General features: G+C 66.8%; 27 protein-coding genes and 1 tRNA gene. 17 read left to right on the forward strand and 11 right to left on the reverse strand.

All coding sequences use genetic code 11. The features are described 5' to 3' along the window. Positions 1-6 precede the first annotated feature (6 nt). Positions 7-996 (forward strand): NADP-dependent oxidoreductase, encoded by a 990-nt coding sequence (locus ASE58_RS07645; RefSeq protein ID WP_082467770.1) that lies wholly within the window; start codon positions 7-9, stop codon positions 994-996. Positions 997-1140: 144 nt separating this feature from the next. On the opposite strand, the gene ASE58_RS07650 is transcribed toward ASE58_RS07645, so the two are convergent. From ASE58_RS07650 to ypfJ, 4 genes are read right to left on the reverse strand one after another with little or no spacing between them, the layout of a single operon-like run. Beyond that, positions 1141-1320 carry a hypothetical protein gene (locus ASE58_RS07650; RefSeq protein ID WP_055763497.1) on the reverse strand — a complete coding sequence of 60 codons (180 nt, stop codon included), beginning with the start codon at positions 1318-1320 and terminating at the stop codon, positions 1141-1143. Positions 1321-1329: 9 nt separating this feature from the next. Then, entirely contained in the window at positions 1330-1782 is a 453-nt protein-coding gene (locus ASE58_RS07655) for a YaiI/YqxD family protein (protein WP_055819378.1), read from the reverse strand. After that, entirely contained in the window at positions 1779-2246 is a 468-nt protein-coding gene (locus ASE58_RS07660) for a GreA/GreB family elongation factor (protein WP_055819380.1), read from the reverse strand. Before ASE58_RS07660 ends, ASE58_RS07655 begins: the two co-directional genes overlap by 4 nt. After that, entirely contained in the window at positions 2246-3115 is an 870-nt protein-coding gene (ypfJ, locus tag ASE58_RS07665) for a KPN_02809 family neutral zinc metallopeptidase (RefSeq protein WP_055819383.1), read from the reverse strand. Before ypfJ ends, ASE58_RS07660 begins: the two co-directional genes overlap by 1 nt. 128 nt (positions 3116-3243) lie before the next feature. Between ypfJ and ASE58_RS07670 the strand changes: the two genes are divergently transcribed. The 3 genes from ASE58_RS07670 to ASE58_RS07680 are packed head-to-tail and all read left to right on the forward strand — an operon-like array spanning position 3244 to position 5845. Then, positions 3244-4404, forward strand: coding sequence for a patatin-like phospholipase family protein (locus tag ASE58_RS07670; protein ID WP_082467802.1), 1161 nt, complete (start codon positions 3244-3246; stop codon positions 4402-4404). Positions 4405-4407: 3 nt separating this feature from the next. Further along, positions 4408-5193: a 3-hydroxybutyrate dehydrogenase gene (locus ASE58_RS07675; RefSeq protein WP_055819389.1), complete on the forward strand. Its 786-nt coding sequence runs from the start codon at positions 4408-4410 to the stop codon at positions 5191-5193. Beyond that, complete coding sequence (locus ASE58_RS07680) at positions 5171-5845, forward strand: DUF4893 domain-containing protein (RefSeq protein ID WP_235511940.1); 675 nt, start codon at positions 5171-5173, stop codon at positions 5843-5845. The genes ASE58_RS07675 and ASE58_RS07680 overlap by 23 nt, the downstream gene beginning before the upstream one ends. Positions 5846-5969: 124 nt before the next feature. On the opposite strand, the gene ASE58_RS07685 is transcribed toward ASE58_RS07680, so the two are convergent. Continuing rightward, positions 5970-6431 (reverse strand): hypothetical protein, encoded by a 462-nt coding sequence (locus tag ASE58_RS07685; protein WP_055763508.1) that lies wholly within the window; start codon positions 6429-6431, stop codon positions 5970-5972. A 103-nt stretch (positions 6432-6534) separates the two neighbouring features. Between ASE58_RS07685 and ASE58_RS07690 the strand changes: the two genes are divergently transcribed. From ASE58_RS07690 to ASE58_RS07710, 5 genes are all read left to right on the forward strand, one after another. Further along, complete coding sequence (locus ASE58_RS07690) at positions 6535-8667, forward strand: M3 family metallopeptidase (RefSeq protein ID WP_055819392.1); 2133 nt, start codon at positions 6535-6537, stop codon at positions 8665-8667. A 141-nt stretch (positions 8668-8808) separates the two neighbouring features. Then, complete coding sequence (locus ASE58_RS07695) at positions 8809-10101, forward strand: 3-methyl-2-oxobutanoate dehydrogenase (2-methylpropanoyl-transferring) subunit alpha (RefSeq protein ID WP_055763512.1); 1293 nt, start codon at positions 8809-8811, stop codon at positions 10099-10101. A 10-nt stretch (positions 10102-10111) separates the two neighbouring features. Then, positions 10112-11116: an alpha-ketoacid dehydrogenase subunit beta gene (locus tag ASE58_RS07700; protein ID WP_055763687.1), complete on the forward strand. Its 1005-nt coding sequence runs from the start codon at positions 10112-10114 to the stop codon at positions 11114-11116. Between the two features lie 5 nt (positions 11117-11121). Beyond that, on the forward strand, positions 11122-12462 hold the full coding sequence (locus tag ASE58_RS07705) for a dihydrolipoamide acetyltransferase family protein (protein WP_055819395.1): 1341 nt from the start codon (positions 11122-11124) through the stop codon (positions 12460-12462). A 61-nt stretch (positions 12463-12523) separates the two neighbouring features. Next, positions 12524-13231, forward strand: a complete 708-nt coding sequence (locus ASE58_RS07710) for a DUF4163 domain-containing protein (RefSeq protein WP_055819400.1) — start codon at positions 12524-12526, stop codon at positions 13229-13231. Positions 13232-13255: 24 nt separating this feature from the next. Here ASE58_RS07710 and ASE58_RS07715 read toward each other — a convergent pair whose 3' ends face one another. Next, positions 13256-15025 carry a DUF885 domain-containing protein gene (locus ASE58_RS07715; RefSeq protein WP_055819402.1) on the reverse strand — a complete coding sequence of 590 codons (1770 nt, stop codon included), beginning with the start codon at positions 15023-15025 and terminating at the stop codon, positions 13256-13258. Positions 15026-15086: 61 nt separating this feature from the next. Further along, entirely contained in the window at positions 15087-15749 is a 663-nt protein-coding gene (locus ASE58_RS07720; RefSeq protein ID WP_055819405.1) for a uracil-DNA glycosylase, read from the reverse strand. Positions 15750-15771: 22 nt separating this feature from the next. Here ASE58_RS07720 and folK point away from each other — a divergent pair, with 22 nt between their 5' ends. After that, positions 15772-16248, forward strand: a complete 477-nt coding sequence (gene folK, locus ASE58_RS07725; protein WP_055819408.1) for a 2-amino-4-hydroxy-6-hydroxymethyldihydropteridine diphosphokinase — start codon at positions 15772-15774, stop codon at positions 16246-16248. 15 nt (positions 16249-16263) lie between these two features. Further along, a tRNA-Lys gene (locus ASE58_RS07730) sits at positions 16264-16339 on the forward strand. Between the two features lie 34 nt (positions 16340-16373). Here the strand turns inward: ASE58_RS07730 and ASE58_RS07735 are convergent. Next, positions 16374-16907, reverse strand: coding sequence for a DUF3617 domain-containing protein (locus ASE58_RS07735; RefSeq protein WP_156347652.1), 534 nt, complete (start codon positions 16905-16907; stop codon positions 16374-16376). Between the two features lie 62 nt (positions 16908-16969). Here ASE58_RS07735 and ASE58_RS07740 point away from each other — a divergent pair, with 62 nt between their 5' ends. Continuing rightward, a complete protein-coding gene (locus ASE58_RS07740) occupies positions 16970-17692 on the forward strand; it encodes a phosphatase PAP2 family protein (RefSeq protein ID WP_055819414.1) in 723 nt (240 codons plus the stop codon). Between the two features lie 33 nt (positions 17693-17725). Continuing rightward, positions 17726-18178 (forward strand): hypothetical protein, encoded by a 453-nt coding sequence (locus ASE58_RS07745; protein ID WP_055819416.1) that lies wholly within the window; start codon positions 17726-17728, stop codon positions 18176-18178. A 270-nt stretch (positions 18179-18448) separates the two neighbouring features. Here the strand turns inward: ASE58_RS07745 and rnc are convergent, their stop codons facing one another. Both rnc and lepB read right to left on the reverse strand, forming a co-directional pair. Beyond that, entirely contained in the window at positions 18449-19117 is a 669-nt protein-coding gene (gene rnc / locus ASE58_RS07750; protein ID WP_055819680.1) for a ribonuclease III, read from the reverse strand. Then, a complete protein-coding gene (lepB, locus tag ASE58_RS07755; protein ID WP_156347653.1) occupies positions 19114-19953 on the reverse strand; it encodes a signal peptidase I in 840 nt (279 codons plus the stop codon). Before lepB ends, rnc begins: the two co-directional genes overlap by 4 nt. Positions 19954-20084: 131 nt before the next feature. Here lepB and pgi point away from each other — a divergent pair, with 131 nt between their 5' ends. Both pgi and gorA read left to right on the forward strand, forming a co-directional pair. Beyond that, positions 20085-21575, forward strand: coding sequence for a glucose-6-phosphate isomerase (pgi, locus tag ASE58_RS07760; protein ID WP_055819683.1), 1491 nt, complete (start codon positions 20085-20087; stop codon positions 21573-21575). After that, positions 21572-22921, forward strand: a complete 1350-nt coding sequence (gene gorA / locus ASE58_RS07765) for a glutathione-disulfide reductase (RefSeq protein WP_055819422.1) — start codon at positions 21572-21574, stop codon at positions 22919-22921. The genes pgi and gorA overlap by 4 nt, the downstream gene beginning before the upstream one ends. A 139-nt stretch (positions 22922-23060) precedes the next feature. Here gorA and ASE58_RS07770 read toward each other — a convergent pair whose 3' ends face one another. After that, on the reverse strand, positions 23061-24326 hold the full coding sequence (locus ASE58_RS07770; RefSeq protein WP_055819424.1) for a dicarboxylate/amino acid:cation symporter: 1266 nt from the start codon (positions 24324-24326) through the stop codon (positions 23061-23063). 71 nt (positions 24327-24397) lie between these two features. Between ASE58_RS07770 and glmM the strand changes: the two genes are divergently transcribed. Further along, entirely contained in the window at positions 24398-25738 is a 1341-nt protein-coding gene (glmM, locus tag ASE58_RS07775) for a phosphoglucosamine mutase (protein ID WP_055763539.1), read from the forward strand. Next, positions 25738-25914 (forward strand): DUF1272 domain-containing protein, encoded by a 177-nt coding sequence (locus tag ASE58_RS17505; RefSeq protein WP_082457187.1) that lies wholly within the window; start codon positions 25738-25740, stop codon positions 25912-25914. Before glmM ends, ASE58_RS17505 begins: the two co-directional genes overlap by 1 nt. Positions 25915-26017 lie beyond the last annotated feature (103 nt).

Consider the following 26017-nt stretch of genomic DNA (forward strand, 5'->3'; position numbering starts at 1 on the left):
TTGAACATGGCGAAGGCGTGGCATCTGGTTCGGCGTCCACAGGGTATGCCGGTGATGGAGGATTTCGCGTTTCGCGAGCTGCCGCAGCGCGAACTGGCCGAGGGCGAGGTCCGCATCGCCAATCGCTGGCTGTCGGTCGACCCCTATATGCGCGGCCGGATGAACGATGTGAAAAGCTATGTTCCGCCGTTCCAGCTGGATGCGCCGATGGACGGCGGCGCGGTGGGCGAGGTGATCGAGAGCCGCGCGGCCGACGTGCCGGTCGGAACCCGCGTGCAGCACATGGCCGGGTGGCGTGACGAGGCAATCGTGCCGGCCAAGGGCGTGCAAAAACTGCCCGATATCGATTTGCCCGAACAGGCATTTCTCGGTGCGCTGGGCCTGACCGGCATGACCGCATGGTTCGGCCTGCTGACGGTTGCCGAGGCCAAGCCTGGCGACACGGTGTTCGTCTCGGCGGCCGCGGGTGCGGTCGGATCAGTCGTGGTGCAGATCGCCAAGGCCAAGGGCATGACCGTCATCGGCTCGGCCGGCGGCGCCGAAAAGGTCGAATGGGTCCGCTCGCTCGGCGCCGATCACGTGATCGATTACAAGGGCGATGTGCCGCTGGTGAAGGCGCTGGGTGCCGCCGCACCGAACGGAATCGACGTCTATTTCGACAATGTTGGCGGCGATCATCTCGACGCGGCGCTGGCCCATGCGAACCAGAATGCGCGCTTCGCGATCTGCGGCATGATCGATGGCTATAACGCGTCGCAGCCGACGGCCTTGCGCTACCTGATGCGCGTCATCGCCGCGCGCATCCGTATCCAGGGCTTCATCGTCAGCGACTATCTCGGCCAGATCGGCGAGTTCCAGCAGGGCATGGGCGAAATCGTCGCCAGCGGCAATTTCCAGCGCGAGGAAACGGTCGTGGAAGGGCTGGAGCGGATGCCCGACGCGTTCCTCGGCCTGTTCAGCGGCCAGAACAAGGGTAAGATGCTCGTAAAGCTATAACCAAACTCCTCCCCGCTGCGCGGGGAGGGGGACCGTCCGCAGGACGGTGGAGGGGGGTGTCAGCACACGGAACCGCAGCGTCAGCGGAGCGCCCCCTCCACCAGCTTCGCTGGTCCCCCTCCCCGTGCCGGGGAGGACGCGGACTCACCGCAATTTCGCGATCTTCAGTCCGTCTTCCTTTGCCCGATCCTTGATCGACTCCTCGCTCCGCGTCAGCGCCTTCGCCAGTGCCTTCAGCGCCATGCCTTTCCCGGCCAGCTGGTGCAGCTTCTGGATTTCATCGGGGCGCCAGGGCTGGCGGTGACGTTCGAATTTTTCGGCCATGGGCGTCTCCTATCGTTGGCGGGCCAGCCGCACCAGCGCGGCGTCGAGCGCTTGCAGGAAGCGCGAGCGGTCGCTCTTGCCGAACGGCGCCGGCCCGCCCAGCTGATCGCCGCCCGCGCGCAGATCGGCCATGATCGCCCGCGTCGCGATCGCGCCGCCGATCGACGCGCCGGTAAACGGCTTGCCAGTGGGTGCCAGCACGGTCGCCCCGGCCTTCAGGCATCGATCCGCCAGCAGGATATCGGCGGTAATGACCACGCAGTCGGCACCCGCCGCTCCGGCGATCCAGTCGTCCGCCGCGTCGAACCCGTCCGACACCACCACCCGCTCGACCCATGGCAGCACCGGCACGCGGAAATGGCTGTTGCTGACGACCGATACCTTGGCGCCATGCCGTTCGGCGACGCGGTACACCTCCTCCTTTACCGGGCAGGCATCGGCGTCGACCAGGATACGGGTCATGGCTCGATCGGGCCGGTCTCGATCACTTCGATCGCGTCGCTGCGCCCGCCGAAATCGGCCGTCTCGCCCGCCATCAGCCCGGTCATCGCCAGCGCCAGCGGCGCGGTGAAGGGGATGCGCCCCGCCGCCGGATCGGCCTCGTCGCTGCCGACCAGCTCGATCGTCTTGCGCTGCCCGTTCAGCGTATAGGTGACGCGCGATCCGAACGCGACCTCGTCGGTCGGGATCGGGGCGATCTGCGCCGTCGAATGCCGCGTCCGCCAATAGCGCAGGTCGCGCTTGATCGCGGTGATGCGCTCGGCATCGCCATCCGCCGTGTCCAGCTCGCCCTCCAGCCGCGCGACCTGCGCCGCCATCGCCGCCAGCCCGCGCCGGGTCACCAGGTTCGGGCCGGGCGGCAGGGGGAGCTCGAACCGCGGCTCCTTATGTTCGTCGTCATCCTCTCTACGAAACGCTACGCTCATCAAATCGTCCCTGAAAACGTATCGCACCGGGCGGGATCGCCCGTTTCATAGCCGCGCTTGAGCCAATAGGCGCGCTGGGCCGACGTGCCATGGGTAAAGCTTTCGGGCGAGGCGCGATTGCCCTGCAACCGGTCGTCGCCGATCGCTTCGGCGGCGCGCAGCCCTTCCTCGATATCGCCCGGCTCCATCCGACCGCTACGCTTTGCCCACACGCCGGCATAGCAATCCGCCTGCAGCTCCAGCCGTACCGACTGGGCATTCCCTTGCTCCGTCGGCAGCGTCTGCTGCGCGCGGCTGACCGCTTCGGCCTGTCCGGTCAGGTTCTGGATATGATGGCCGACCTCATGCGCGACGACATAGGCCTGCGCGAAGTCGCCGCCCGCGCCGTATTTCTGCGACAATTCGCGGAAGAAGCCGGTGTCGAGATAGACGCCGCGATCGGGCGGGCAATAGAACGGCCCCATCGCCGATTGCGCCGCGCCGCAACCCGACTGCGCACCCTGTTCATAAAAGCGCAGGCGCGGCGGCGTGTAGCGCGCGCCCTGATCAGCATAGATCTGGCCCCAGACCTGCTCGGTCGATTTCAGCACGCGACAGGCGAACAGTTCCTCGGCGGTGTCGCACGGCACGTTCTGCGCCGAACCCTGCTGCGTGCTCGGTGCCTGCGATCCGCCGCCGACCAGGCCCCCGCCGCCCGAAAACATCAGGAACGCGACACCGATGATCGCGATGATGCCGATCGTGCCACAGCCAAGGCCGCGTCCGAGCAGCAGCGGCAGGAACCCCAGCAGGTTCAGCCCGCCGCCCCCGCCACCGCCGCGGCCAAGGTCGTCGACATTACTGGATGGATCGAGATCGTCGAGGCGCATGGGCGGCGGTCCAATCGTTGAAGCTGCGTACTGAAATGCGCGAAACGGTCACGATGTTGCAACCTGCCGCGATGAAATCGGTTGAAGGGGCGTTGAACCCGGTTCGTATAATGCGCAAAGTATCGTCGATGGCCGAAGCTGATCCCCGTTTGCGTCGACAATCTCCCGCCGGACTGCCCTTGCCCGACTGCGTTGCGCTGGTGCTGCAGGGTGGTGGGGCGCTGGGCAGTTATCAGGCGGGCGTGATCGACCGTCTGGGGGAATCGCAGATCGAGATCGACTGGGTCGCCGGCATCTCGATCGGCGCGATCAACGCTGCGATCGTGGCGGGCAACCCGCCCGAACGCCGGGTCGAACGGCTGCGGCAATTCTGGCAGACGGCGGCGGGCGTGCTGCCCTGGTTCCCGATCCTGCCCAATGACCGGGTGCGCGAATGGGTGCATGAATGGTCGGCCGGAGTCGTGCTGGCGACCGGCGTGCCCGGCTTCTTTCGCCCGCGTGGAGTTCCCCCGCAATTCGCCGCGCCGGGCACGCCGGGCGCGCTTAGCTATTACGACACGGCACCCTTACGCGAAACGCTCGACACGCTGGTCGACTGGGATCTGGTGAACGACGGCCCGGTGCGGCTGTCGGTCGGGGCGGTCGACATCGAAAGCGGCAATTTCGTCTATTTCGACAGCGCGCGCGAACGGATCGACGCGCGCCACGTCATCGCGTCGGGCGCGCTGCCGCCGGGGCTGCCCCCGGTCGAGATCGACGGGCGCTGGTATTGGGACGGCGGCCTGGTCAGCAATACGCCGCTGACCCACATCCTCGACCATCAGCGCGATCCGATGCTGGTGTTTCAGGTCGACCTGTTCTCCGCCGAGGCCGACCTCCCGCGCACCATCGGCGACGTCGTGGCCCGCGAAAAGGAAATCCGCTTTTCCAGCCGCACGCGACAGGTGACCGCCGAACGGCTGCGGTTGCGGCAGGAACGCGAACTGATCCGCCGGCTGGTCGGCAAGCTGCCCGCCGACCTGCGCGACGATGCCGATGTCCGTGCGCTGGAGGCGATGGCCGACGAACACCCCTTGAGCCTCGTCCACCTGATCTACCGCGCGAACCGCTGGGAAGGCGGCGCGCGCGATTTCGAATTTTCGGCGCGCGCGATGGAGGAGCATTGGGCCGCCGGCCGCGCCGCCATCGCCGAGACGATGGCCAATGCCCGCGTCGTCGCCGAAAACATCCTCGACGGGCGCACCGCCGCGTTCGACCTGACCCACCATCTTCACCAACGCCAAGGATAAGCAATGTTCCTCAAAGGCAAGACTGCGATCGTCACCGGCTCCACGTCCGGCATCGGCCTCGCCTATGCAAAGGCGTTCGCGGCCGAAGGGGCGACCGTCGTCATCAACGGCTTCGGCGATGCAGACGCGATCGAGAAGGAACGCGCCGCACTGGCGGAGACCAGCGGCGCCGAAGCGCGCTACGACGCCGCCGACATGACCAAGCCCGACCAGATCGCGGCAATGGTCGACAAGGCGGCGGCCGAATTCGGGTCGGTCGACATCATCGTCAACAATGCCGGTATCCAGCATGTGGCGAAGATCGAGGAGTTTCCGATCGACAAATGGGACGCGATCCTGGCGATCAACCTGTCGTCCGCCTTCCACATGATCCGCGCCGCCGTGCCGCACATGAAGAAGGTGGGCTGGGGCCGGATCATCAACACCGCATCGGCGCACAGCCTGGTCGCCAGCCCCAACAAGTCGGCCTATGTCACCGCCAAGCACGGGCTTGCCGGCCTGACCAAGACGGTCGCGCTGGAAGTCGCGACCTGCGGCATCACCGCCAACTGCATCTCGCCCGGTTATGTGTGGACGCCGCTGGTCGAACAGCAGATTCCCGACACGATGGCGTCGCGCGGGCTGACGCGCGAGCAGGTGATGAACGACGTGCTGCTGGCGGCACAGCCGACCAAGGAATTCGTCACCGCCGAACAGGTCGCCAGCCTCGCGCTGTACCTGTGCCGCGACGAGGCGAAGGCGATCACGGGTGCGAACCTGTCGATCGATGGCGGCTGGACTGCGGCGTGATCGCGGCATGATCCGCCTGTTGTCGCTGGCGACGGTATTCGCCGGTTGCGCGCTTGCGGCCTGTGGCGGGGCGCGGGTGGCGTCGTCTGCTTCGGCCACGGCGGCACCGCCGGCACAGGGGCCGGACGACTGGCGGCGGGTCGCGACGTCGGCCGACCGCGACCGGTTGCGGCGCTGGCGCGATGCGTGGATGGCGGCACTGCCGCGCGCCCGCGCCGCCGACCCGGCGGCGATCGCGGCGCAGGGCGCGCTGTTCGCGCCGGATGCGGCACTGGCCGGGCCGATGGCGCCGGCCGGCCGCTATCGCTGTCGGGTTTTCAAGCTGGGTGGCCTTGGCAGCGCGATGCGCGACTTCACCGCCTATCCCGCGTTCGACTGCCGGATCAGCGACGAAGGGCAGGTCCGCAGCTTCTACAAGGAAAGCGGATCGCAGCGGCCGGTGGGACTGCTGTTCGCCGATGGCGACCGCACCGTGTTTCTCGGCACGCTGCTGCTCGGCGATGAGCGGGCGGCCCTGCAATATGGCCAGGACCGCGACCGCGACATGGCGGGCGTATTGGAGCGGATCGGCGAGCGGCGCTGGCGGCTCGTCCTGCCCTATCCCCGGTTCGAATCCATGCTGGACGTGATCGAGCTGGTGCCGGCGGAGTAGGGAACATCACCCCATACACGTCACCCCGGACTTGATCCGGGGTCCCGCTTCTTCTTCTGCCATCGGGCGAAAAGCAGGACCCCGGATCAAGCCCGGGGTGACGGAAAGTGCCGGTCTGTGGCCCCTACGCCAGCGTCCGCCGCACCGTCTCGTAACAATCGTCGATATGCGAATTGCCGACCAGCTTCATCGCGCCGAAGCTGATCCCGGCCGCCGCGATCTGTCCCGCAAAGGGTACGAAGCGCAGCAGCGACTTGCTGGCGTACCGCGCGCCGACCTTGCGGATCAGCATCGTGATGATCCGCCGGGTGATCGACCGGCCGATGACGCCGTTCCCCAGATTGGCGGCGATCAGCAGCACCTGCTTGGCGCGGTCGGGCTCCAGCGCCTCGACCTGCTTTTCATCCAGCCCGAACCGGTTGCTGATTTCGGGCAGCAGCTTGGTCAGGATATTGGCGTCGACGATCAGGTCGGCACCGGGGACGGGCACCGCCGACGCCCCCGCCGACACCAGCGCGCGCTTGGTCACCAGCTTGCGCGCTTCGTCGCGCACGCGGTCGAGTTCGGTCAGCGAAGTGATCTTCATGGAAAGCCCCGTGTCGTTTCGTTGCCGCATCAACGCCGATCTTGCCAAGCGGCTCCCGATGGTTACGCTCGTTACGAATTAGCCCCGAAAATCGGATAGTTGCATGATCCTGCGCATCGGCACCCTGCTCGCCACCACCTTGTTCGTTCCCGCGGCGCATGCCGCGTCGATGCCGCAGGCGCCCGCCGCCACGCGCGACGCAACGCCGCTGACCGCAAAATGGCCGGGGCCGTATCAGGGGGTGCCGCCGTGGGACAAGGTGACGCCGGCGATGTTCCCGGTCGCCTTCCCCGTGGCGATGGCGGAGATGCGCCGCGACATTCACGCGATCCGCGACGACAAGCGACCGGCGACGTTCAAGACCGTCATCGAACCGCTGCAACTGGCCGGCGACATGATGGACCGGGTGGGGTCGATGTGGGGCGTCTACACCAGCAACCTGGCGACGAAAGAGGTGCAGGCGATCGACCGCGAATGGTCGCCGAAACTGTCGGCGTTCAACGACGAACTGTTTCTCGACCCCAAATTGTTCGCGCGGGTAAAGGCGGCGTACGACACCCGCGCCACGCAAAAGCTGAACCCGCAGCAATTGCGCCTGCTGGAGCGGACCTATCGCAGCTTCGTGCGTCGCGGCAGCCTGTTGACCGATGCGCAGCGCCAGCAGGTGACGGGCCTGAACCAGCAATTGTCGGTCGCCTATAACGACTTCAGCCAGAAGGTGCTGGCCGATGAGGAGACGTGGATCGTCGTCGATGACGCGAAGCAGCTTGCCGGCCTGCCCGACAGCTTCGTCGCCTCGCTGAAGGCGGCGGCGGACGAGCGCGGCCTGGCCGGCAAATGGGCGATCGTGAACACGCGTTCGTCGGTCGCGCCGGTGCTGACCTATGCCACCGACCGGGCCTTGCGCGAAAAGGTGTGGCGCGCGTTCGTTATGCGCGGCGACAATGGCAATGCCAACGATACCAAGGCGACGATCGCCACCATCCTGAAGCTGCGACAGGATCGCGCAAAGCTGCTCGGCTTCCGCAACCATGCCTATCTGCGGATGGACGATACGATGGCCGAGACGCCGGCCAATGCGAAGGCGCTGATGATGCGCGTCTGGCCCGCCGCGGTGGCGCGGGTGCGCGAGGAAGTGGCCGACATGCAGGCGCTGGCCGCAAAGGACGGCACCAACATCACCATCGCGCCATGGGACTATCGCTTCTATGCCGAGAAGGTCCGCAAGGCGAAATACGACCTCGATGAGAGCGAGGTGAAGCCGTATCTTCAGCTCGACAACATCCTCGCCGGGGCGTTCTACGCGGCGGGGCGGCTGTATGACCTGAAGTTCACCGAGAATACCGGGCAGATCCCGGTGTTCGAAAAGAATGTCCGCACCTTCGTCGTCACCGACGCGCGGACGGGCCGGAATGTCGGCGTGTTCTATTTCGACGGCTTCGCGCGCAGCGGGAAGCGGTCGGGGGCGTGGGCGACGCGCTATCGCGGGCAGCAGAAGCTGGGCGGCGAGACGAACGTGCTGGCGTCGAACAACAATAATTTCGTGAAGGGCGCGGCCGGGCAGCCGACGCTCATCAGCCTCGACGATGCGTCGACGCTGTTCCACGAATTCGGCCATGCGATCCATTCGCTGTTGCAGGACGTGACCTATCCGGGGCTGGCCGGCACGCCGCGCGACTTCGTGGAATATCCGAGCCAGGTGAACGAGAACTGGCTGCTGACCCGCGACGTGCTGGACCGCTATGCCAAGCATTACCAGACCGGACAGCCGATGCCGCAGGCGCTGGTCGACAAGATCGAGAAGTCGTCGACCTTCAACCAGGGCTTCGATACCGTCGAGTATCTGTCCTCGGCGATCGTCGACATGGAACTGCATGACCGTGAGACGCCGGTGACCGATGTCGCGGCGTTCGAACGCGACACGCTGGCGAAGCTCGGCATGCCGAAGGAGATCGTGATGCGGCACCGCCTGCCGCAGTTCAATCACCTGTTCTCCTCGGACGCCTATTCCGCCGGTTATTATTCCTACCTCTGGTCGGAAACGATGGACGCCGACACCTGGGCCGCGTTCACGGCCACGGGCAATGTCTGGGACAAGGCGACGGCGGACCGGTTCCGCAAGACGTTGCTGTCGACCGGTAACGAAACCGATCGCAAGGAAGCCTATCGTGCGTTCCGTGGCCGCGACCCGGACGTGACGGCGTTGTTCAAGCGGCGCGGTTTTCCGACGAACTGACCGGTTTCCCCCGGTCAATGCCGGGGGAAACCCCGTAACAATTGCTCCCAGCCTCTCGCCAAGCGTGTTGAAATTATATAACAAGCGTTTGTAACGAGTCTGCGTGCCCGTCTGGGTTAGCGCAGCGGACATGGAGAGTGCATGACCGGCGATAGCCGCACGAATCTGCCGCGCCTGGCGCTGCACGTGCCCGAACCCAAATTCCGTCCCGGCGACGCGGTGGATTTCGCCGACGTCGCCGTGCCGCCGGCCGGCGCGCAGACCCGGCCCGATACCGCCGCCGCGCCCGACAGTTTTCACGACCTCAGCTACACGCTGGTCCGCGTGCTGGACGAACAGGGGCAGGCGGTCGGCCCGTGGAACCCGCGGCTCGACCCCGACATGCTGCGGCGGATGCTGTTGAAGATGGCGACGGTGCGCGCGTTCGACGAACGCATGTTCCGCGCCCAGCGGCAGGGCAAGACCAGCTTCTACATGAAATGCACCGGCGAAGAGGCGATCGCGGTTGCCGGAACCATGGCACTCGACCGCGACGACATGACCTTCCCCAGCTATCGTCAGCAGGGCATCCTGATCACGCGCGACTATCCGCTGATCGAAATGATGAACCAGATCTATTCGAATACTGCCGACAAGTTGCAGGGCAAGCAGCTGCCGATCATGTATTCGTCGAAGGACTTCGGCTTCTTCTCGATCTCCGGCAATCTGACGACGCAATATCCGCAGGCGGTGGGCTGGGCGATGGCGTCGGCGTCGAAGGGCGATACCCGGATCGCGGCGACATGGTGCGGGGAGGGGAGCACCGCGGAGGGCGACTTCCACTCGGCGCTGACCTTCGCCACCGTCTACCGCGCGCCGGTGATCTTCAACGTCGTCAACAACCAGTGGGCGATCAGCAGCTTTTCCGGTTTCGCGGGGGCGGAGGCGACGACCTTTGCCGCACGCGCCATCGGCTATGGCATCGCCGGTTTGCGCGTCGACGGCAACGACGCGCTGGCGGTCTATGCCGCGACCGCCTGGGCCGCCGAGCGCGCGCGGACCAATCAGGGGCCGACCCTGATCGAGCATTTCACCTATCGCGCCGAAGGCCATTCGACGTCGGACGATCCGTCGCAATATCGTTCGGCCGGTGAGCCGACGGCGTGGCCGCTGGGCGACCCGATCGCGCGGTTGAAGGCGCATCTTGTCAACATCGGCGCGTGGGACGACGAACGTCACGCGGCGATGGACCGCGAGGTCGCCGAACAGGTCCGCACCGCGCAGAAGGCGGCGGAGGCCAACGGCATCCTCGGCCACGGCCTGCACCAGCCACTCGATACGCTGTTCGACGGCGTGTTCGAGGACATGCCGTGGCACCTTCGCGAACAACAGGCGCAGATGATGGCCGAGGAGGAAGCCTCCGGCCGACCCTGGGCACGCAAGGAGGGCCACTGACATGGCGCGGATGAACATGATCCAGGCGATCAATTCCGCGATGGACGTCGTAATGGACCGCGACCCGAGCGTGATCGTGATGGGCGAGGATGTCGGCTATTTCGGCGGCGTGTTCCGCGCGACCGCCGGCCTCCAGTCGAAATACGGCAAGACCCGCGTGTTCGACACGCCGATCACCGAATGCGGCATCATCGGCGTCGCGGTCGGCATGGGCGCCTACGGCCTGCGCCCCGTGCCCGAAATCCAGTTCGCCGATTATATCTACCCCGCGCTCGACCAGCTGGTCAGCGAGGCGGCGCGGCTGCGCTATCGCTCGGCCGGCGACTTCACCGCGCCGATCACGGTACGCTCGCCCTTCGGCGGCGGCATCTTCGGTGGGCAGACCCACAGCCAGTCGCCCGAGGGGATCTTCACCCATGTCAGCGGCATCAAGACGGTGATCCCGTCGACGCCCTATGACGCCAAGGGCCTGCTGATCGCCGCGATCGAGGACAACGACCCGGTTCTCTTCTTCGAACCCAAGCGCATCTACAACGGCCCGTTCGACGGCAATTGGGACAAGCCGGCGCAGAACTGGTCGAAACATGCGGGTGGCGAAGTGCCCGAGGGCTATTACCGGATCGAACTGGGCAAGGCGAAGGTCGTGCGCGAGGGCAGCGACCTGACCATCCTTGCCTATGGCACGATGGTCCATGTCGTGCAGGCGACCGTGGAGGCCGCCGGGATCGACGCCGAAATCCTCGACCTGCGCACGCTGGTCCCGCTCGACATCGAGGCGATCGAGGCGTCGGTTAAGAAGACCGGCCGCTGCATGATCGTGCACGAGGCGACGCGGACGGGCGGCTTCGGTGCCGAATTGTCGGCGCTGGTGCAGGAACGCTGCTTCCACCATCTCGAAGCGCCGATCGAGCGCGTGACCGGCTTCGACACGCCGTATCCGCACAGCCTCGAATGGGCGTATTTCCCGGGGCCTGTCCGCATCGGACAGGCGCTCAAGAAGATCATGCAGGACTGACCGCCATGGCACGTTTCTCTTTCCGCCTGCCCGACATCGGCGAAGGCATTTCCGAAGCCGAGATCGTCGCCTGGCACGTCGCCGTCGGCGACCGCGTCGAGGAAGATGGCCGTCTGGCCGACATGATGACCGACAAGGCGACGGTCGAAATGGAAAGCCCGGTTGCGGGCACCGTGGTCGAACTGGCGGGCGAACCGGGCGACCAGATCGCGATCGGGTCGACGCTGGTGGTGATCGAAACGGCCGAGGAGGTCGTGCAGCCGGCCGAGCCCGAGCGGGTCGAGGCGGAGAATCCGGGGGTCGAGGAAGTTCAAAATCCTCCCCGGGACGGGGAGGGGGACCATGCGCAGCATGGTGGAGGGGGCGTGCCGCTGGACGCCACGCCTGTTTCCGCCCCGCAGCCTGTCCCGCAGGAGGCCACCCCCCTCCACCATCCGGCTGCGCCGGACGGTCCCCCTCCCCGCGAGCGGGGAGGAGTTTTGGCCTCCCCTGCCGTCCGTGCGCGCGCGGCCGATCTCGGCATCGACCTGTCCGCCGTCCACCACGACGGCCCACACATCCGCCACGCCGATCTCGACGCCTATCTCCGCTACGGCAGCGCACAGGGCTATCGCGCTCCGAACGCCAGCCGTGCCCGCCCGGACGAAACCGTGAAGGTCATCGGCATGCGCCGTCGCATCGCCGAGAACATGGCAGCGGCCAAGCGCCACATCCCGCATTTCACCTATGTCGAGGAAATCGACGTGACCGCGCTGGAGGCGATGCGTGCCGACCTGAACGCCGCGCGGGGCAATCGGCCGAAGCTGACCATGCTCCCGCTGCTGATCGTCGCCATCTGTCGCACGCTGCCCGATTTCCCGATGCTGAACGCGCGCTACGACGATGAGGCGGGTGTCGTGACCCGCTTCGGCAGCGTCCATCTGGGCATGGCGGCGCAGACCGATGCGGGCCTGATGGTGCCGGTCATCCGCGATGCGCAGGACATGAACCCGTGGCAGCTGGCGACCGAGATTGTCCGGCTGGCCGAAGCGGCACGCACCGGCAAGGCGAAGTCGGAAGAGCTGTCGGGTGGCACGATCACTATCACCTCGCTCGGGCCGCTGGGCGGGATCGCCACCACGCCGGTCATCAACCGGCCCGAGGTCGCGATCATCGGCCCGAACCGCATCGTCGAGCGCCCGGTATTCCGCGCGCGGGCCGGCGGTGGTGAGGAGATCGTGAAGGCCAAGCTGATGAACCTGTCGATCAGCTGCGACCACCGCGTCGTCGACGGCCATGACGCCGCCAGCTATGTCCAGGCGTTGAAGCGGCTGATCGAAACGCCGGTGCTGTTGTTCGCCGACTGACCCGCCGGTCAGCGCGCGTACAGCCTCCCGGCGGCAGGAATGCCGGGTGGGAGGCTGTACGATGACGCGAATGATATTACTGGGGCTGGCATTGGCGGCGTCTGCGGCATCGGCGCAGGCACCGCGGGCATCGGCGAACTATGATTTCGCCTATACCTATCCGCAACAAGCCGCCCGTATCGCGCCGCTTAAGGCATGGCTCGACGCGGACAAGGCCAAGCTGCGCGCCAAGGTCGCTGGCGAGGCGGCAGCGTTCCGGCGTGAGACGCAGCGCGACGGATCGCCTTTCCGCAAGTATGATGCATCGAAGGAATGGCAGGTTGTCGCGGATACCCCGCGCTTCCTGAGCCTGTCAGTGGCTACCTATGGCTATTCGGGCGGGGCACATGGCTATGGCGCATCCGGCGGGCTGTTGTGGGACAAGCGGGCGGCGAAGCGGATCGAACCGAAGACGGTGTTCGTGTCGGCTGCCGGGTTGGACGCGGCGCTACGCAAACCCTGGTGCGATTGGCTGAAGCGCGAGCGGGTAAAGCGGTTGGGCTCCGCGTCCGGCACCGACGATATTTTTGGTCAGTGTCCCAAGGTGAAGGAACTGACCGTGCTGCTGGGATCGTCGAGCGGCAAGGCGTTCGACCGGATCGGCCTGATCGCCGATCAATATGTTGCCGGTTCCTATGCCGAGGGGCCGTATGAAGTGACCTTGCCGGTGACGCCGGCGGTGCTGCGCGCGGTGAAGGCCGAATATCGCGCGGCGTTTGTGGTCCGGTAGGTCCTCCCCGTGCCGGGGAGGATTTCAGGCGATGGCTTCCCCGAACATCAGCGCCCGTACGAACCGCACCGGCGGCGATCCGTGGCTGATTGCCGCGTCGTTGTAGCGCATCAGGTCGAACTTGCCGCCCGCCCGGCGCTCAGCCTCGCGGCGCATGTCCATATGTTCGCTATAGCCGACAAAATAGCTGAGCAGCTGCGTCGATCCCAGCCGGGCGCGGGTCCATTTGCCGGCCGCCTCGCGCTCCTGCTGGAACGCGCCTTCCATCATCAGCTTCATCGCCTGCGCTTCGGTCAGCCCTTCGGTATGGATGCCGATGTCGAGCAGGGTGTTGGTGATCGAGCGCATCCGCATCTTCAGCACGGTCAGCTTGAACAGGGGATCGCCGTCCAGATAATCGGCATCGGCCATCATCCCTTCGGCATAGACCGCCCAGCCTTCGACGAACGGCCCCGACGACAGCACCGCGCGCAGGACCGACTTGTTTTCATTGCTGTGCGCGATCTGGAGGTAATGGCCCGGCATCGCTTCGTGGATCGACAGGTCGTGGATCATGAAGTCGTTATATTCGCGCAGAAACGAGGTCGCCTGCGCCTCGGTCCAGTCCGCCGGGATCGGCGACACGGCATAGAAGGTGCCGAGGTTCTTTTCGAGCGGCCCCGGACTGTCGCAATAGGCGACCGACACGCCCTGCTGGAACTTGGGCATCTCGATGATCTGGACCGGCGTGGTCGGCACGCGCACCAGCTTCTTTTCGCGCACGAAGGCAGTGGCGGTTTCCAGCGTCGAGCGGGCCTTGGCCATCACCTGCGACCGGGTGGGGCGGCGGGCGTAGCTCATCTCCAGCGCAGCTTCGATCGCCTTTTGCTGCTGCGCGGACGTCGGTTTCGCCGGGGTCGGCGGCGCCTTCGGCCGGCCGCGCAGGACGAGGCGGGCAAGGCCGTACATCTCCGCCCGCGTGTCGGCGGCGGCCTTGACCGCGCGCGCCTTGATCTCGGTGCGCGACAGGGGGGAGAGCAGGGCGAACTTCACCTTCTGGTCGTACAGTTCGGGGCTGAGGCGGAAATCGCCCTTGGCCGCCGGGACCAGCACGGTGTCGAGCCAGCGCTGCTGCTCGGCGGTCGCGGTCTTCAACGTGGCGACGGCGCGATCGAACCGCGCGCGATCGGCACGGCCGAGCGTCGCGCGGTGCGGGGCCAGCATCGTGTCGGCGATCTGCAGCACGCCCGCATTCTGCTTCGCGACGGTGGTCGCATAGATTGCGGGCACGCGGTCGGGCACGATGCTCTCGCGCATCTGTGCGAACATCGCGGGCACCTGTTCCATCCGCTTCGTTGCCGAGCGCAGCCGCTGTGGCCACGGGGCGAAGTCGCGGGCGGCCAGCGCGTATAGCCCGCTGGAGATGGTGCCCGCCGCCCCCTGCGGGTCCCAGGCGAAGGGCTGCAGCACCTCCAGCGTCCACAACTGATACCGCAGGTCGTTGTCGAGCAACGCGGCATCGACCTGATCGTCGCGCGACAGCGATGCGCGCGGGATCGCCTCCAGCTCGCTCAGCGTCGTGCGCAGGAACGCCGCGTCGCGTTCGCGCCCGGCGGCGGACAGGTCCTCGACCTGATCGTCATAGCTATGGTTGCCGAGTGCGGTGGCATAGCCCGGATGCAGCCGCGCCATGCCGTCGAGATAGCGTTTCGACAGCCGCGCGAAATCACCCGCCGGGCCGCTTTGCGCCAGTGCCGGAAAGCTGCCGGCGAGCGGCGCGAGCGCCATCAGCGCGACGAAATGGCGACGATACATTCGAAATTCCCCCAAGGTCCTTGGCACAGGCTATCGCGGTCGTGGCGCGGTACAAGCGGATTCAACCGGCCTCGCGCAGTTCGATCGCGCGCGCGAACACCGCCGCGAACATCTCGGGCGTCAGCCGCCCGGTATTCTGGTTGTAGCGCGAGCAGTGGAAGCTATCGATCAGCACGATCCCGCTCGGCATCCGATGTTCCGCCAGATGCGCGAACCGGGCCTTGGGCAGGCGCCCGCCCAGCGCCTTCACCGCCGACTGGTGCGCGATCGCACCCAGCGCGACGACGACGCGCAGCGACGGCATCGCCGACAGGTCGGCGTCGAGGAACGTACGGCAGGTGCGGATTTCCTCGGGCGTCGGCTTGTTTTCCGGCGGCAGGCAGCGGACGGCGTTGATGACCGCAATCCCCTTGGGCACCGGCGCATCGTCGACCTTGCCGGTGTAAGTTCCTTCGGCAAGGCCCGCTTCGATCAGCGTGTTCCAGAATAACGGACCCGATCGGTCGCCGGTAAAGGGGCGGCCGGTGCGGTTGGCCCCCTGCAGGCCTGGCGCCAGGCCGATGATCGCTAGCCACGGATCGGCATCGGCCAGCGGGGCGACCGGGGCATTCCACCAGTTGGGATGCTCGACGCGCAGGCTTTCGCGCAGTTCGACGAGGCGCGAGCAAAGCGTGCAGTCGGGGGAGGGATTGGCGGCGGTGTCGGTGGGGGTAGCGATTTCCATCCGCAGCCGATAGGCGCAGCCGATGGCGACCTCAACCTATGCGATTGCGATCGGATCGAACCGTTGGGGCCGCCACGGCAGTCCGACCGCCGAAGTACGCGCCGCCATCGCCGCGCTGGACGGTGTGCGCGCCGTCGCGCCGATCATGGCCAGCGCACCGCTGGGGCCGTCGCTCAGGCGCTATGCCAACACCGTGCTGTTGTTGGATACGTCGCTGTCGCCGCCCGCTATGCTCGCGCAGTTGAAGGCCATCGAGCGCAGCTTCGGCCGGCGGCGCGGGCGACGCTGGGGATCGCGGGTGATCGATCTGGACATCATCCTGTGGTCGGGGGGCAGCTGGCACGGCCCCGGCCTGTGCGTGCCGCATATCGCATTTCGCGAGCGGACGTTCGTGTTGCGCCCGCTGCGCCATATCGCGCCCGACTGGCGCGATCCGGTGTCGGGACGAACGATCCGCCAGTTGCACCAACTGGTTGACCGCGCCCGTCCGCGGGATTAGGGGCGGGGGCTTCGTGGGCCCGTAGCTCAGTTGGTAGAGCAACGGACTTTTAATCTGTAGGTCTCGGGTTCGAATCCCGACGGGCTCACCACTTCCGCACCGCCGGGATTCTCTTGCGTTCTCCGTTACTTGGCGTCGCAGTTGCCGATGCGCTTCGCCTCGACATGGACCTTTTGCGACATCGTCGTCTTGCCGGTCATTTCCATCTGCTGATCGGTCGTGAAGCTGGTCGGGGTGAAGGTGCCGGTGGTCTTGCCCTTCATCTGCATGTCGCCGGGCAGCTTGCAGCTGACTTCGCTCTCGATCTTGCCGCCGGCGAAGCTGTTGCTGGTGACGGTGCAGTCCGCGCCGGACTGCTTCAGCATCTCTTCAGGCCCCTTGGCCGCCTGTTCGGGCGTGATGCAGACGCTGGCGGTCTGTGCCGGCGGGTTGGCGGGCATTCCGGCGGGCATGTTCGCCATCTTCAGGTCGCTGACCTGCGTGCGGACCTCCCATTTGCCGGCCTCCAGCTTCGGCGTCTCCGCGCCCGACCCGGTTTCGGAGGACACGATCTCACCGGTCGCGGAATTGCTGGTCAGGGTGGTCGAGCCGGTCTTCTGGTCGCCGCACGCCGACAGCGCCAGTGCGCCCAGCGCCATCAGAGGGATCAGTTTCTTCACGCATCGCACTCCTGCTATGGTTTTCGGGCGACACTTTATCGCGCTCCCGCGTTGCGACAGGCATGAGCGACACCCTTCGTCCTGAACCCCGCCCGTCCCGTCGCGTTCCGTGGAGCATCATCGGCGTCGCCGCCGCCGGGTTCGTCCTGCTGGCGCTGTTCCTCCTCGCCGACCGGGTGGTGGAGGGGGGCAGTTTCGCGTTCGACCGGCGGCTGTTGCTGGCGCTGCGCGGGACCGATGGCGCACCGGTCGCGTCCGAGAAGTTCACGTCGATGGTCCGCGACATCACGGCGCTCGGCAGTACGACCGTCCTGACCATCCTCGTCGTCTTCGTCGCGTTGCTGCTGGCCAGTGCCGGGCGGTGGCGGACCGGGGTGCTGATCGCGGCGGCGTGCGCCAGCGGCAGTTGGGCGAATGTCCTGTTCAAGCACGCTATCGCCCGCACGCGCCCCGACCTGGTCCCGCACCTGATGGCGGAAACGTCGAACAGTTTCCCGAGCGGTCATGCCGCCAATTCGGCGATCGTCTATCTGACGCTGGCGACGCTCGCCTGGCCGCTGCTGCGCCAGCCGGCGGCGCGCGGCTTTGCCATGGGCGCGGCGGTGCTGCTGGTCGTCGCGATCGGGGTCAGCCGGGTCTATCTGGGCGTACACTGGCCGAGCGACGTGGTGGCCGGATGGCTGTTCGGCGCGCTGTGGGCGATCGGATGGTGGCGGATCGAATTGCGGGTGCTCGCGCGGTCGGTAACGACGGAAACCTTTGCGAGTGGTCGCAGGGCGAGGTAGCGTTAGCGCAAACAACGAGATGTGGAGGGATGGATGACGGCGAAATTCGCGTTGGCGATGGCAGCGTTGCTGGTGGGTGCAGGCAGCGCGCGGGCGCAGATCGCGCCGGTCGGCGGCGCGCCGAGCAGCTCGCCCAATTCCGAGGACACGACGCACAGCGTCAACAACGACCGCGACCAGCAATTCGCGCTCGACAAGATTCGCGACGAAGCCGGCACGACGGTCGATGCCCGCGCGTCGCGCCGCAGCTCCAGGAACATCGTCGCGGCGACCGCCGCCGACCTGACCGTGGGCGCATCGGTGTTCGACAAGACCGGCGTGGCGCTGGGTACGATCGAGGCGGTGAAGCCCGAGGGCGTGCAGCTGCTGGCGGGCGCCTCGCGGGCGATGGTGCCGGCGGAAGTGTTTGGTAAGGTCCGCGGGAAACTGGTGCTGAACGTCACCAAGGCCGAATTAGCGCAGCAGACCGGGGCCGGGGCGCGCTGACGGCGTGAGGGCCATCCCAGCGAGGGTTGAAATCTGGTGACGCAGACACAGGCCGGTCCCGTCGGTCTAGGGGGAGGGTGGTGAACGCTCCAAGCCCCTGCAAAGCGCCGTGTACCCCCGCGCAGGCGGGGGTACAGAGTAACGGCAGGACAGCCTTCGTGGCCCTGGATCCCCGCCTGCGCGGGGATACGGTCTCGCTGTGGATCGATCGTTCGATGATATCGTCTGGGTCCACGACGGTGCGGAGATACCCGCACCGAGAAGCGCGTCCTACCCGTCCAGCTGGGCCAGCAATGCCTGCGCCGCAAGCGTTTCCGCTTCCTGCTTCGACGCGCCCGTCGCTTCGGCGGGGGCGAGCTTGCCGATCGTCACGCGCACGGTGAAGCGCGGGGCGTGGCCGGGGCCGCTCTTGTCGACGATCGCATATTCGGGCGGGCGGCGGTTGTTGGCGGCGGCCCATTCCTGCAGCGCGGATTTGGGATGGCGCGGCACGCGAAGCTGCGCGTCGATCCGCGATCCCCACAAATCGCGCACCAACGTACGTGCAGCGTCATGGCCGTGGTCGAGATAAAAGGCACCGATCAGCGCCTCCATCACGTCGCCCAGCACATTGTCGCTGTTGCCTGCGCCGTCGTCGCGCGCCTGCTTGCCGAGCTTGAGGTGGGGCACCACGCCGATGCCGCGCGCGATCTCCGCACAGACCGCGCCGGTCACGAGCGCGTTGAACCGCTTCGACAGCGCGCCTTCGCTTTCGGAGGGAAAGCGGTCGTAGAGCCATTCGGCGACGGCGAGGCCCAGCACGCGGTCGCCGAGGAATTCGAGCCGCTCATAGGTCGCGCGCGCGGTGCTGCCATGGGTCAGCGCGCGGGCGTAATCGTCGATCCGGGTGGGCGCGCGGCCCAGTGCCTGCGCGACCCAGCCATGCAGGGCGTCGCTCAGAAGCCTTCCCCGACCCGGTGCCACCGCGCGGCCGAGAACCAGGTCCAGGGCAGCAGCCACTGTGCCGATCCATCGGTCGAGAAGAAGTTCACGACGGCCTTGCCCTCGATATTCTCCAGCGGAACGATGCCGATGCCGCCGCCTTCGCGTGCCGGGAAGCGGCTGTCGGCGCTGTCGTCGCGATTGTCGCCCATCAGGAAAGCGTGGCCGGCGGGCACGGTGAACACGCCGGTATCATCGGCCTCGGTCGTGCCGAGGTCGAGGACGTTGTAGCTCTTGCCGTTCGGCAGCGTCTCGCGGAACTGCGGATAGGCGCAGACCGGCTGGTTCGCGACGACCTTTTGGAAGCTGTAGTCGCAGTCGGTATTGGGCGACACCGGCGCGATCCAGTCGGCGACGCGCTGCTTTGGGATCGCCTTGCCGTTCAGGAACAGCTGTCCGCCGCGCATCTGCACCGTGTCGCCGGGGATGCCGATGACGCGCTTGATATAGTCCTGCTTCGCGGCCGGTGGTGCCTTGAACACCACCACATCGCCGCGCGCGGGCGTGCGGGGCAGGATGCGGCCGGGGATCAGCGGCATGCCCCATGGCAGCGAATAGCGCGAATAGCCGTAGTTCCATTTGGTGATGAACAGATAGTCGCCGATCATCAGCCGCGGCTGCATCGACCCCGAGGGGATCGAGAAGGGCGAGAACAGGAACGACCGGATGATGAACACCACGATGGCGAGCTTCAGCAGGAAGACCATCAGGTCGGCCCCCTCCGAACGCTTCGGCTTGGAGGCGGGCGCGGGCGGAGTCGGCGTGGGGGTAGCCGGTACGGGGTCGAGAGCCATGAAGTGAGCCATGCGTGCGCCGGGGCGAGGCGTCAAGCGGGTTGGACGCGATCTTGGCTGGACCTCCCCCCGGTCCGCGCTCTAGGGCTGCCCGCATCCTAACCGACGACAGCACGAGGGACGATATGGCGATGCAGGACTGGTCCGCGATCGAGGGGCTTGGCAGCTCGAAGCTCACCGAATTGTTCGCGAACGATCCCGACCGGCTGAGCAAGCTGACCGTCGATGTCGCGGGGGTGCATTTCGATTTCGCCAAGACGCATCTCGACGATGCCGCGATTGCGGCATTCACCGGCCTCGCCACTACGATGGAACTCGCCGCCAAGCGTGATGCGCTGTTTTCAGGCGCGGTGGTCAATGTGACCGAGGGCCGCGCAGCGACCCACACGGCCGAGCGCGGCGAGGGCAATCCGGACGACGTGGCGCAGGCGCGCGCGTTCCAGTCGCGGATGCGGCAGGTGATCGACGCGATCGAGGCCGATGCGTTCGGCCCCGTCCGCCACATCCTGCACGTCGGCATCGGCGGATCGGCGCTCGGCCCCGACCTGATCTTCGACGCGCTGGGCCGGGACGAGGACAAGTATGACGTGGCGATCGTGTCGAACGTCGATGGCGTGGCGATGGAGGAGGCGTTGAAGGGCTTCGATCCGGCCGCCACGCTGCTGGTCGTCGCGTCCAAGACCTTCACCACGACCGAGACGATGCTGAACGCCGAGTCGGCAATGGCGTGGATGCGCGAGGGCGGGGTCGAGGACCCGTTCGGACGCGTGATCGCGCTGACCGCGTCGCCCGACAAGGCGGTGGAATGGGGCGTCGACGAAACCCGCGTATTGCCGTTCGCCGAGTCGGTCGGCGGGCGTTATTCACTGTGGTCGACGCTGGGGTTCCCGTTCGCGCTGGCGTTGGGGTTCCAGGCCTATGAGGAGTTGCTGGAGGGTGCGGCGGAGATGGACCGCCATTTCCGCCTGACCGAGCCGGCCAAGAATGCGCCGGTGCTGGCCGCCTTTGCCGACCTCTATTATTCGCAGGTCCGGGGCCTCGAGACGCGGGCGACCTTTGCCTATGACGAGCGGCTGCGGCTGCTGCCGTCCTATCTCCAGCAGCTGGAGATGGAATCGAACGGCAAGTCGGTGACGGCGGCAGGTGAGCCGTTGGGGCGCAATTCGGCGGCGATCACCTGGGGTGGGGTCGGCACCGATGCGCAGCACGCGGTGTTCCAGCTGCTGCACCAGGGCACGCGGATCGTGCCGCTGGAGTTCGTCGCGGTGGTCGAGGCAGGCGATACGCTCGACCCGGCACACCATCGGCAGCTGCTGCTCAACGCCTTTGCACAGGGTGCGGCGCTGATGGCGGGGAAGGCCAATGCCGATCCGGCGCGGGCCTATGCCGGCGACCGGCCGTCGTCGACGATCCTGTTGCAGGACCTCGACCCGCGCACGCTGGGCGCGCTGATCGCGTTCTATGAGGCGCGGGTGTTCGTGAACGCGGCGCTGCTGGGCATCAATCCGTTCGACCAGTTCGGCGTCGAGCTTGGAAAAGAAATGGCGAAGGCAGCCGATGCGGGCGGTCAGACGTTCGATGCGTCGACCAACGACCTTCTGGCACGGGCAGGACTTGCATGAGCGATTACGATTACGACCTCTTCGTCATCGGCGCGGGATCGGGCGGCACCCGCGCCGCCCGCGTCTCTGCGGCGCACGGCGCGAAGGTGGCGGTGGCGGAGGAATATCGCGTCGGCGGGACCTGCGTCATCCGCGGCTGCGTGCCCAAGAAGCTGCTGGTGTACGGCGCGCACTTTGCCGAGGATCTGCGCGATGCGAAGGCGTTCGGCTGGGACGTGCCGCCGCAATGCGATTTCAGCTGGCCGCGACTGCGCGACAATGTGCTCTCCGAGGTCGACCGGATCAACGGCGCCTACACAGCCACGCTGGAGAATCATGGCGTCGACATCATCCACGAGCGCGCGGTCGTAAGCGGCCCGCATTCGGTGAAGCTGGCGAGCGGGCGCGAGGTGACGGCCGAGCGTATCCTGATCGCGGTCGGGGCACGGCCGGCGGTGCCAAGCTGTCCGGGGGCGGAACATGGCATCACCTCGAACGAGGCGTTCCATCTGGATGCCATCCCGAAGCGCATCCTGATCGCGGGCGCGGGCTATATCGCCAATGAATTCGCCGGCGTGTTCCATCAGTTCGGTGCGCACGTCATCCTCATCAACCGCAGCGATGTGATCCTGCGCGGGTATGACGAGTCGATCCGCGACCGGTTGCTGCAGATTTCGATGACCAAGGGCATCGAGTTCCGCTTCCATGCCGAGTTCGAAGGCATCGAGAAGGGCGAGGATGGCTGCCTGACCGTCAAGATGTCGGGGCACGAACCGGTGACGGTCGACATGGTGATGTTCGCGACCGGCCGCGTGCCCAATACCGATGGCCTGGGGCTGGAGAATGCCGGCGTCACGCTGGACGACAAGGGCGCGGTGCAGGTCGACGATCAGGCGCAGTCGAGCTGTCCGTCGATCTATGCGGTGGGCGACGTCACCAATCGCGTGCAGCTGACCCCGGTTGCGATTCGCGAAGGGCAGGCGTTCGCCGACCGCACCTATGGCGGCAAGGACGTGTACGTCGATTACGACTGCATCCCGAGCGCGGTGTTCAGCCACCCGCCGATGGCAGGCGTCGGCATGACCGAGGGCGAGGCGAAGACGAAGCTCGGCTCGGTCAAGGTGTACCTGTCCGACTTCCGCCCGATGAAGAACGTGCTGGCCGGGCGCAACGAGCGCGCGCTGTACAAGATGATCTGCGAGGAGACGACAGGGCGGATCGTCGGCCTGCACATGATCGGGCCGGATGCGCCGGAAATCCTGCAGGCCGCCGCCATCGCGGTAAAGGCCGGGCTGACGAAGGACGCGTTCGACCAGACGGTCGCGCTGCATCCGACGATGGCCGAAGAACTGGTATTGATGCGGTAGTTTTCGATCCTCCCTGGCACGGGGGGGGACCATGCGCAGCATGGTGGAGGGGGATCGCGGCGCAACGCCACGGTTCCGTATGCAGACAACCCCCTCCACCACCGCTCCGCGGCGGTCCCCTCCCCGTGCCGGGGAGGATTTAGGCGTCGCGCAAAATTGCGTCCGCCTCGCTAACCGCCGATCCGCCGACCCGCTCGCCAATCGTCGCGGTCACCGCGACGTTCATCGTCACGTTACCCAGCGTGCGCACGATATCCGGCAGCGTCTCGACCGCGACCAGCAGCGCCAGCGGTTCGACCGGCACGCCCATCGCCACCGCGATCGGGGCGATCGAGGAAACGAAGCTGATCTGTCCCGGCAGGCTGGCCGCACCCATCGTCGTGATCGCGCCGGCCGCGATTCCCGCCGCGATCTGTCCGGCGCCCAGCGGCACGCCAAAGACATGCGCGACATACAGCGCGACGCCGAGGTTCATTGCTGGCCCCGTCGCGCGGAACAGCGCGACCGCCATCGGCAGCACCACGCCCGACGTCGCGACCGGCACGCCGACATCGCCCGCGCCCTTCAGCATCGCCGGCAGCGAGGCGAGCGAGCTTTGCGTCGAGATCGCCACCGCCTGCGCCGGGGCGGTTGCCTTCAGGAACCGGCCGATCGGCACGCGACCACCGAAGCGCGCCAGCGGGTAGGCGAGCAGCCAGATGCCCAAGCCCACACTCATCAGCACCAGCACATAATGGATCAACGCGCCGAACGCCGCCGTGCCGGCCCGTGCGCCGACGACATAGCCGAGCGCGAACACGCCGATCGGACCCAGCCACAGCACCCAGTTGATGACGATCAGCATCGTATCGGCGATCGCCTGGAACAACCGCACAAGCACGCTGCGATTGTCCTGCGGCAACCGGGTCAGCGCAAAGCCGAAGACGAGGGTGAACAGGATCAGTGGCAGGAACTGGTCGTTCGCCGCCGCCGATACCGGATTGGTCGGCACGATCGCGACGAGGAAGTCGGTGAACGGCGGGACCTTTGCCGCCGGCGCGGCGGTGCCGAAGGTCGAGCGCAGCGCTTCGGCGGCAGTGGTTCCCAACGGAAACAGGTCCAGCAGCGTCAGCGTGAACAGTGCCCCCAGCGCCGACGACGTCCACAGGATCACGATGAACAGCAGCAGCGATCGGGTGGCGATCCGCCCGGCGCGCGCGGCCTCCGCCGTCTGGGCGATGCCGGTGATGAGCAGGGCGACGACCAGCGGCACGATCGTCATGCGCAGCGCATTCAGCCACGCGGTGCCGATCGGTTCGGCGATGGCGATGCCCGACACGGCCGTATCGGGCGACTGTCCCGCCAGCACCACCCCCAGCGCCAGCCCCGCACCCAATCCCGCCAAAATTCGTGTCGCCTGCGACATGCTCGCCCTTTTAATAAAGTGGCGGTAATACCCCGCCCAACCGAACGCTCAACCTGAAGGCGTATGTAACGATGGCAAGGAAATATTTCGGCACCGACGGGATTCGTGGCCTGACCAATACCAAGCCGATGACCGCCGAGATGGCGATGCGGATCGGCATGGCCGCGGGCGCGCACTTCCGCCGGGGCGATCACCGCCACCGCGTGGTGATCGGCAAGGACACGCGCCTGTCGGGCTATATGCTCGAAAATGCGATGGTCGCGGGCTTTACGTCGGTGGGCATGGACGTGGTGCTGGTCGGGCCGCTGCCGACGCCGGCGGTCGCGATGCTGACCCATTCGATGCGCGCCGACATGGGCGTGATGATCTCCGCCAGCCACAATCCCTATCATGACAATGGCATCAAGCTGTTCGGGCCGGACGGGTACAAGCTGTCGGATGCCGACGAACTGGCGATCGAGGAACTGATCGACAGCGAGATCGAGCTGTCCGCGCCGGGGGACATCGGCCGCGCCAACCGGATCGAGGATGCGCGCGGGCGCTATATCCACTTCGCCAAGTCGACCTTCCCCGAAAATCTGCGGCTCGACGGCATGAAGCTGGTCGTCGATTGCGCGAACGGCGCGGCGTACAACGTCGCCCCGTCGGCGCTGTGGGAGCTGGGCGCGGAGGTCATCGCGATCGGCGTGACGCCCAATGGCAAGAACATCAACGACCGCGTCGGGTCGACCGCGCCGCAAACGCTGTCGGAAACCGTCGTCGCATCGGGCGCGCAGGTCGGCATCGCGCTGGACGGCGATGCCGACCGGCTGATCGTGGTCGATGAGGCGGGCAAGGTGATCGACGGCGATCAGTTGATGGCGACGATCGCCGCCAGCTGGGCACGCGCCGGGCGGCTGAAGGGCGGGGGGCTCGTCGCCACCGTTATGTCGAACCTGGGGCTGGAACGGCATCTGGCGGCGCAGGGGCTGGGCCTCGTCCGCACCGCCGTGGGCGACCGCCATGTCCTCGAAAAGATGCGCAGCGCCGGGTATAATGTCGGCGGCGAACAGTCGGGGCATATCATCCTGTCCGACTATGCGACGACCGGCGACGGCCTGGTCGCGGCGTTGCAGGTGCTGGCCGAGATCAAGCGCGCCGGGGCGCCGGCGAGCGAGGTGTTGCACCGCTTCGACCCGCTGCCGCAGTTGCTGAAGAATGTGCGCTTCGCCGGGGGCAAGCCGCTCGACGATCCGCGGGTCAAGGACGTCGTGGCCGGCGTCGAGGCGGAACTGGCCGGGCGCGGGCGGCTGGTGCTGCGCGCATCGGGGACCGAGCCGGTGATCCGCGTGATGGCCGAGGGCGAGGATGCCGGTCATGTCGAACAGGTCGTCGATCGCATCTGTGATGCGGTGCGGCAGGCGGCGGCCTGATGCTGGCGATGAAGGCTGCGTGCGAGCGGTGTGACGCACCGCTGCCGGCGGCGGCGCATGGCGCGTTCATCTGTTCGCTGGAGGATACGTTCTGCGCCGATTGTGCGGACGAGCTGGACGAGGTCTGCCCGAAGTGTCTGGGCGAGCTGGTGGATCGCCCGACCCGCCGCAAATAGATCCTCCCCGGCACGGGGAGGGGGACCAGCCGCAGGCTGGCGGAGGATGGGTGTCCCCATACGGAACGGTTGCATTGCGCGGCGAACCCCCTCCACCATCCGC

Source organism: Sphingomonas sp. Leaf9, from assembly GCF_001421355.1.
Classification (GTDB): Bacteria; Pseudomonadota; Alphaproteobacteria; order Sphingomonadales; family Sphingomonadaceae; genus Sphingomonas.

What these genes read in the sequence shown, in the direction of transcription:
- ASE58_RS07645 (WP_082467770.1), top strand. Translation starts at nt 7, where the DNA reads ATGGCGAAGGCGTGGCATCTGGTTCGGCGTCCACAGGGTATGCCGGTG.
- ASE58_RS07650 (WP_055763497.1), bottom strand. Translation starts at nt 1,320, where the DNA reads ATGGCCGAAAAATTCGAACGTCACCGCCAGCCCTGGCGCCCCGATGAA.
- ASE58_RS07655 (WP_055819378.1), bottom strand. Translation starts at nt 1,782, where the DNA reads ATGACCCGTATCCTGGTCGACGCCGATGCCTGCCCGGTAAAGGAGGAG.
- ASE58_RS07660 (WP_055819380.1), bottom strand. Translation starts at nt 2,246, where the DNA reads ATGAGCGTAGCGTTTCGTAGAGAGGATGACGACGAACATAAGGAGCCG.
- ypfJ (WP_055819383.1), bottom strand. Translation starts at nt 3,115, where the DNA reads ATGCGCCTCGACGATCTCGATCCATCCAGTAATGTCGACGACCTTGGC.
- ASE58_RS07670 (WP_082467802.1), top strand. Translation starts at nt 3,244, where the DNA reads ATGGCCGAAGCTGATCCCCGTTTGCGTCGACAATCTCCCGCCGGACTG.
- ASE58_RS07675 (WP_055819389.1), top strand. Translation starts at nt 4,408, where the DNA reads ATGTTCCTCAAAGGCAAGACTGCGATCGTCACCGGCTCCACGTCCGGC.
- ASE58_RS07680 (WP_235511940.1), top strand. Translation starts at nt 5,171, where the DNA reads ATGGCGGCTGGACTGCGGCGTGATCGCGGCATGATCCGCCTGTTGTCG.
- ASE58_RS07685 (WP_055763508.1), bottom strand. Translation starts at nt 6,431, where the DNA reads ATGAAGATCACTTCGCTGACCGAACTCGACCGCGTGCGCGACGAAGCG.
- ASE58_RS07690 (WP_055819392.1), top strand. Translation starts at nt 6,535, where the DNA reads ATGATCCTGCGCATCGGCACCCTGCTCGCCACCACCTTGTTCGTTCCC.
- ASE58_RS07695 (WP_055763512.1), top strand. Translation starts at nt 8,809, where the DNA reads ATGACCGGCGATAGCCGCACGAATCTGCCGCGCCTGGCGCTGCACGTG.
- ASE58_RS07700 (WP_055763687.1), top strand. Translation starts at nt 10,112, where the DNA reads ATGAACATGATCCAGGCGATCAATTCCGCGATGGACGTCGTAATGGAC.
- ASE58_RS07705 (WP_055819395.1), top strand. Translation starts at nt 11,122, where the DNA reads ATGGCACGTTTCTCTTTCCGCCTGCCCGACATCGGCGAAGGCATTTCC.
- ASE58_RS07710 (WP_055819400.1), top strand. Translation starts at nt 12,524, where the DNA reads ATGACGCGAATGATATTACTGGGGCTGGCATTGGCGGCGTCTGCGGCA.
- ASE58_RS07715 (WP_055819402.1), bottom strand. Translation starts at nt 15,025, where the DNA reads ATGTATCGTCGCCATTTCGTCGCGCTGATGGCGCTCGCGCCGCTCGCC.
- ASE58_RS07720 (WP_055819405.1), bottom strand. Translation starts at nt 15,749, where the DNA reads ATGGAAATCGCTACCCCCACCGACACCGCCGCCAATCCCTCCCCCGAC.
- folK (WP_055819408.1), top strand. Translation starts at nt 15,772, where the DNA reads ATGGCGACCTCAACCTATGCGATTGCGATCGGATCGAACCGTTGGGGC.
- ASE58_RS07740 (WP_055819414.1), top strand. Translation starts at nt 16,970, where the DNA reads ATGAGCGACACCCTTCGTCCTGAACCCCGCCCGTCCCGTCGCGTTCCG.
- ASE58_RS07745 (WP_055819416.1), top strand. Translation starts at nt 17,726, where the DNA reads ATGACGGCGAAATTCGCGTTGGCGATGGCAGCGTTGCTGGTGGGTGCA.
- lepB (WP_156347653.1), bottom strand. Translation starts at nt 19,953, where the DNA reads ATGGCTCTCGACCCCGTACCGGCTACCCCCACGCCGACTCCGCCCGCG.
- pgi (WP_055819683.1), top strand. Translation starts at nt 20,085, where the DNA reads ATGCAGGACTGGTCCGCGATCGAGGGGCTTGGCAGCTCGAAGCTCACC.
- gorA (WP_055819422.1), top strand. Translation starts at nt 21,572, where the DNA reads ATGAGCGATTACGATTACGACCTCTTCGTCATCGGCGCGGGATCGGGC.
- ASE58_RS07770 (WP_055819424.1), bottom strand. Translation starts at nt 24,326, where the DNA reads ATGTCGCAGGCGACACGAATTTTGGCGGGATTGGGTGCGGGGCTGGCG.
- glmM (WP_055763539.1), top strand. Translation starts at nt 24,398, where the DNA reads ATGGCAAGGAAATATTTCGGCACCGACGGGATTCGTGGCCTGACCAAT.
- ASE58_RS17505 (WP_082457187.1), top strand. Translation starts at nt 25,738, where the DNA reads ATGCTGGCGATGAAGGCTGCGTGCGAGCGGTGTGACGCACCGCTGCCG.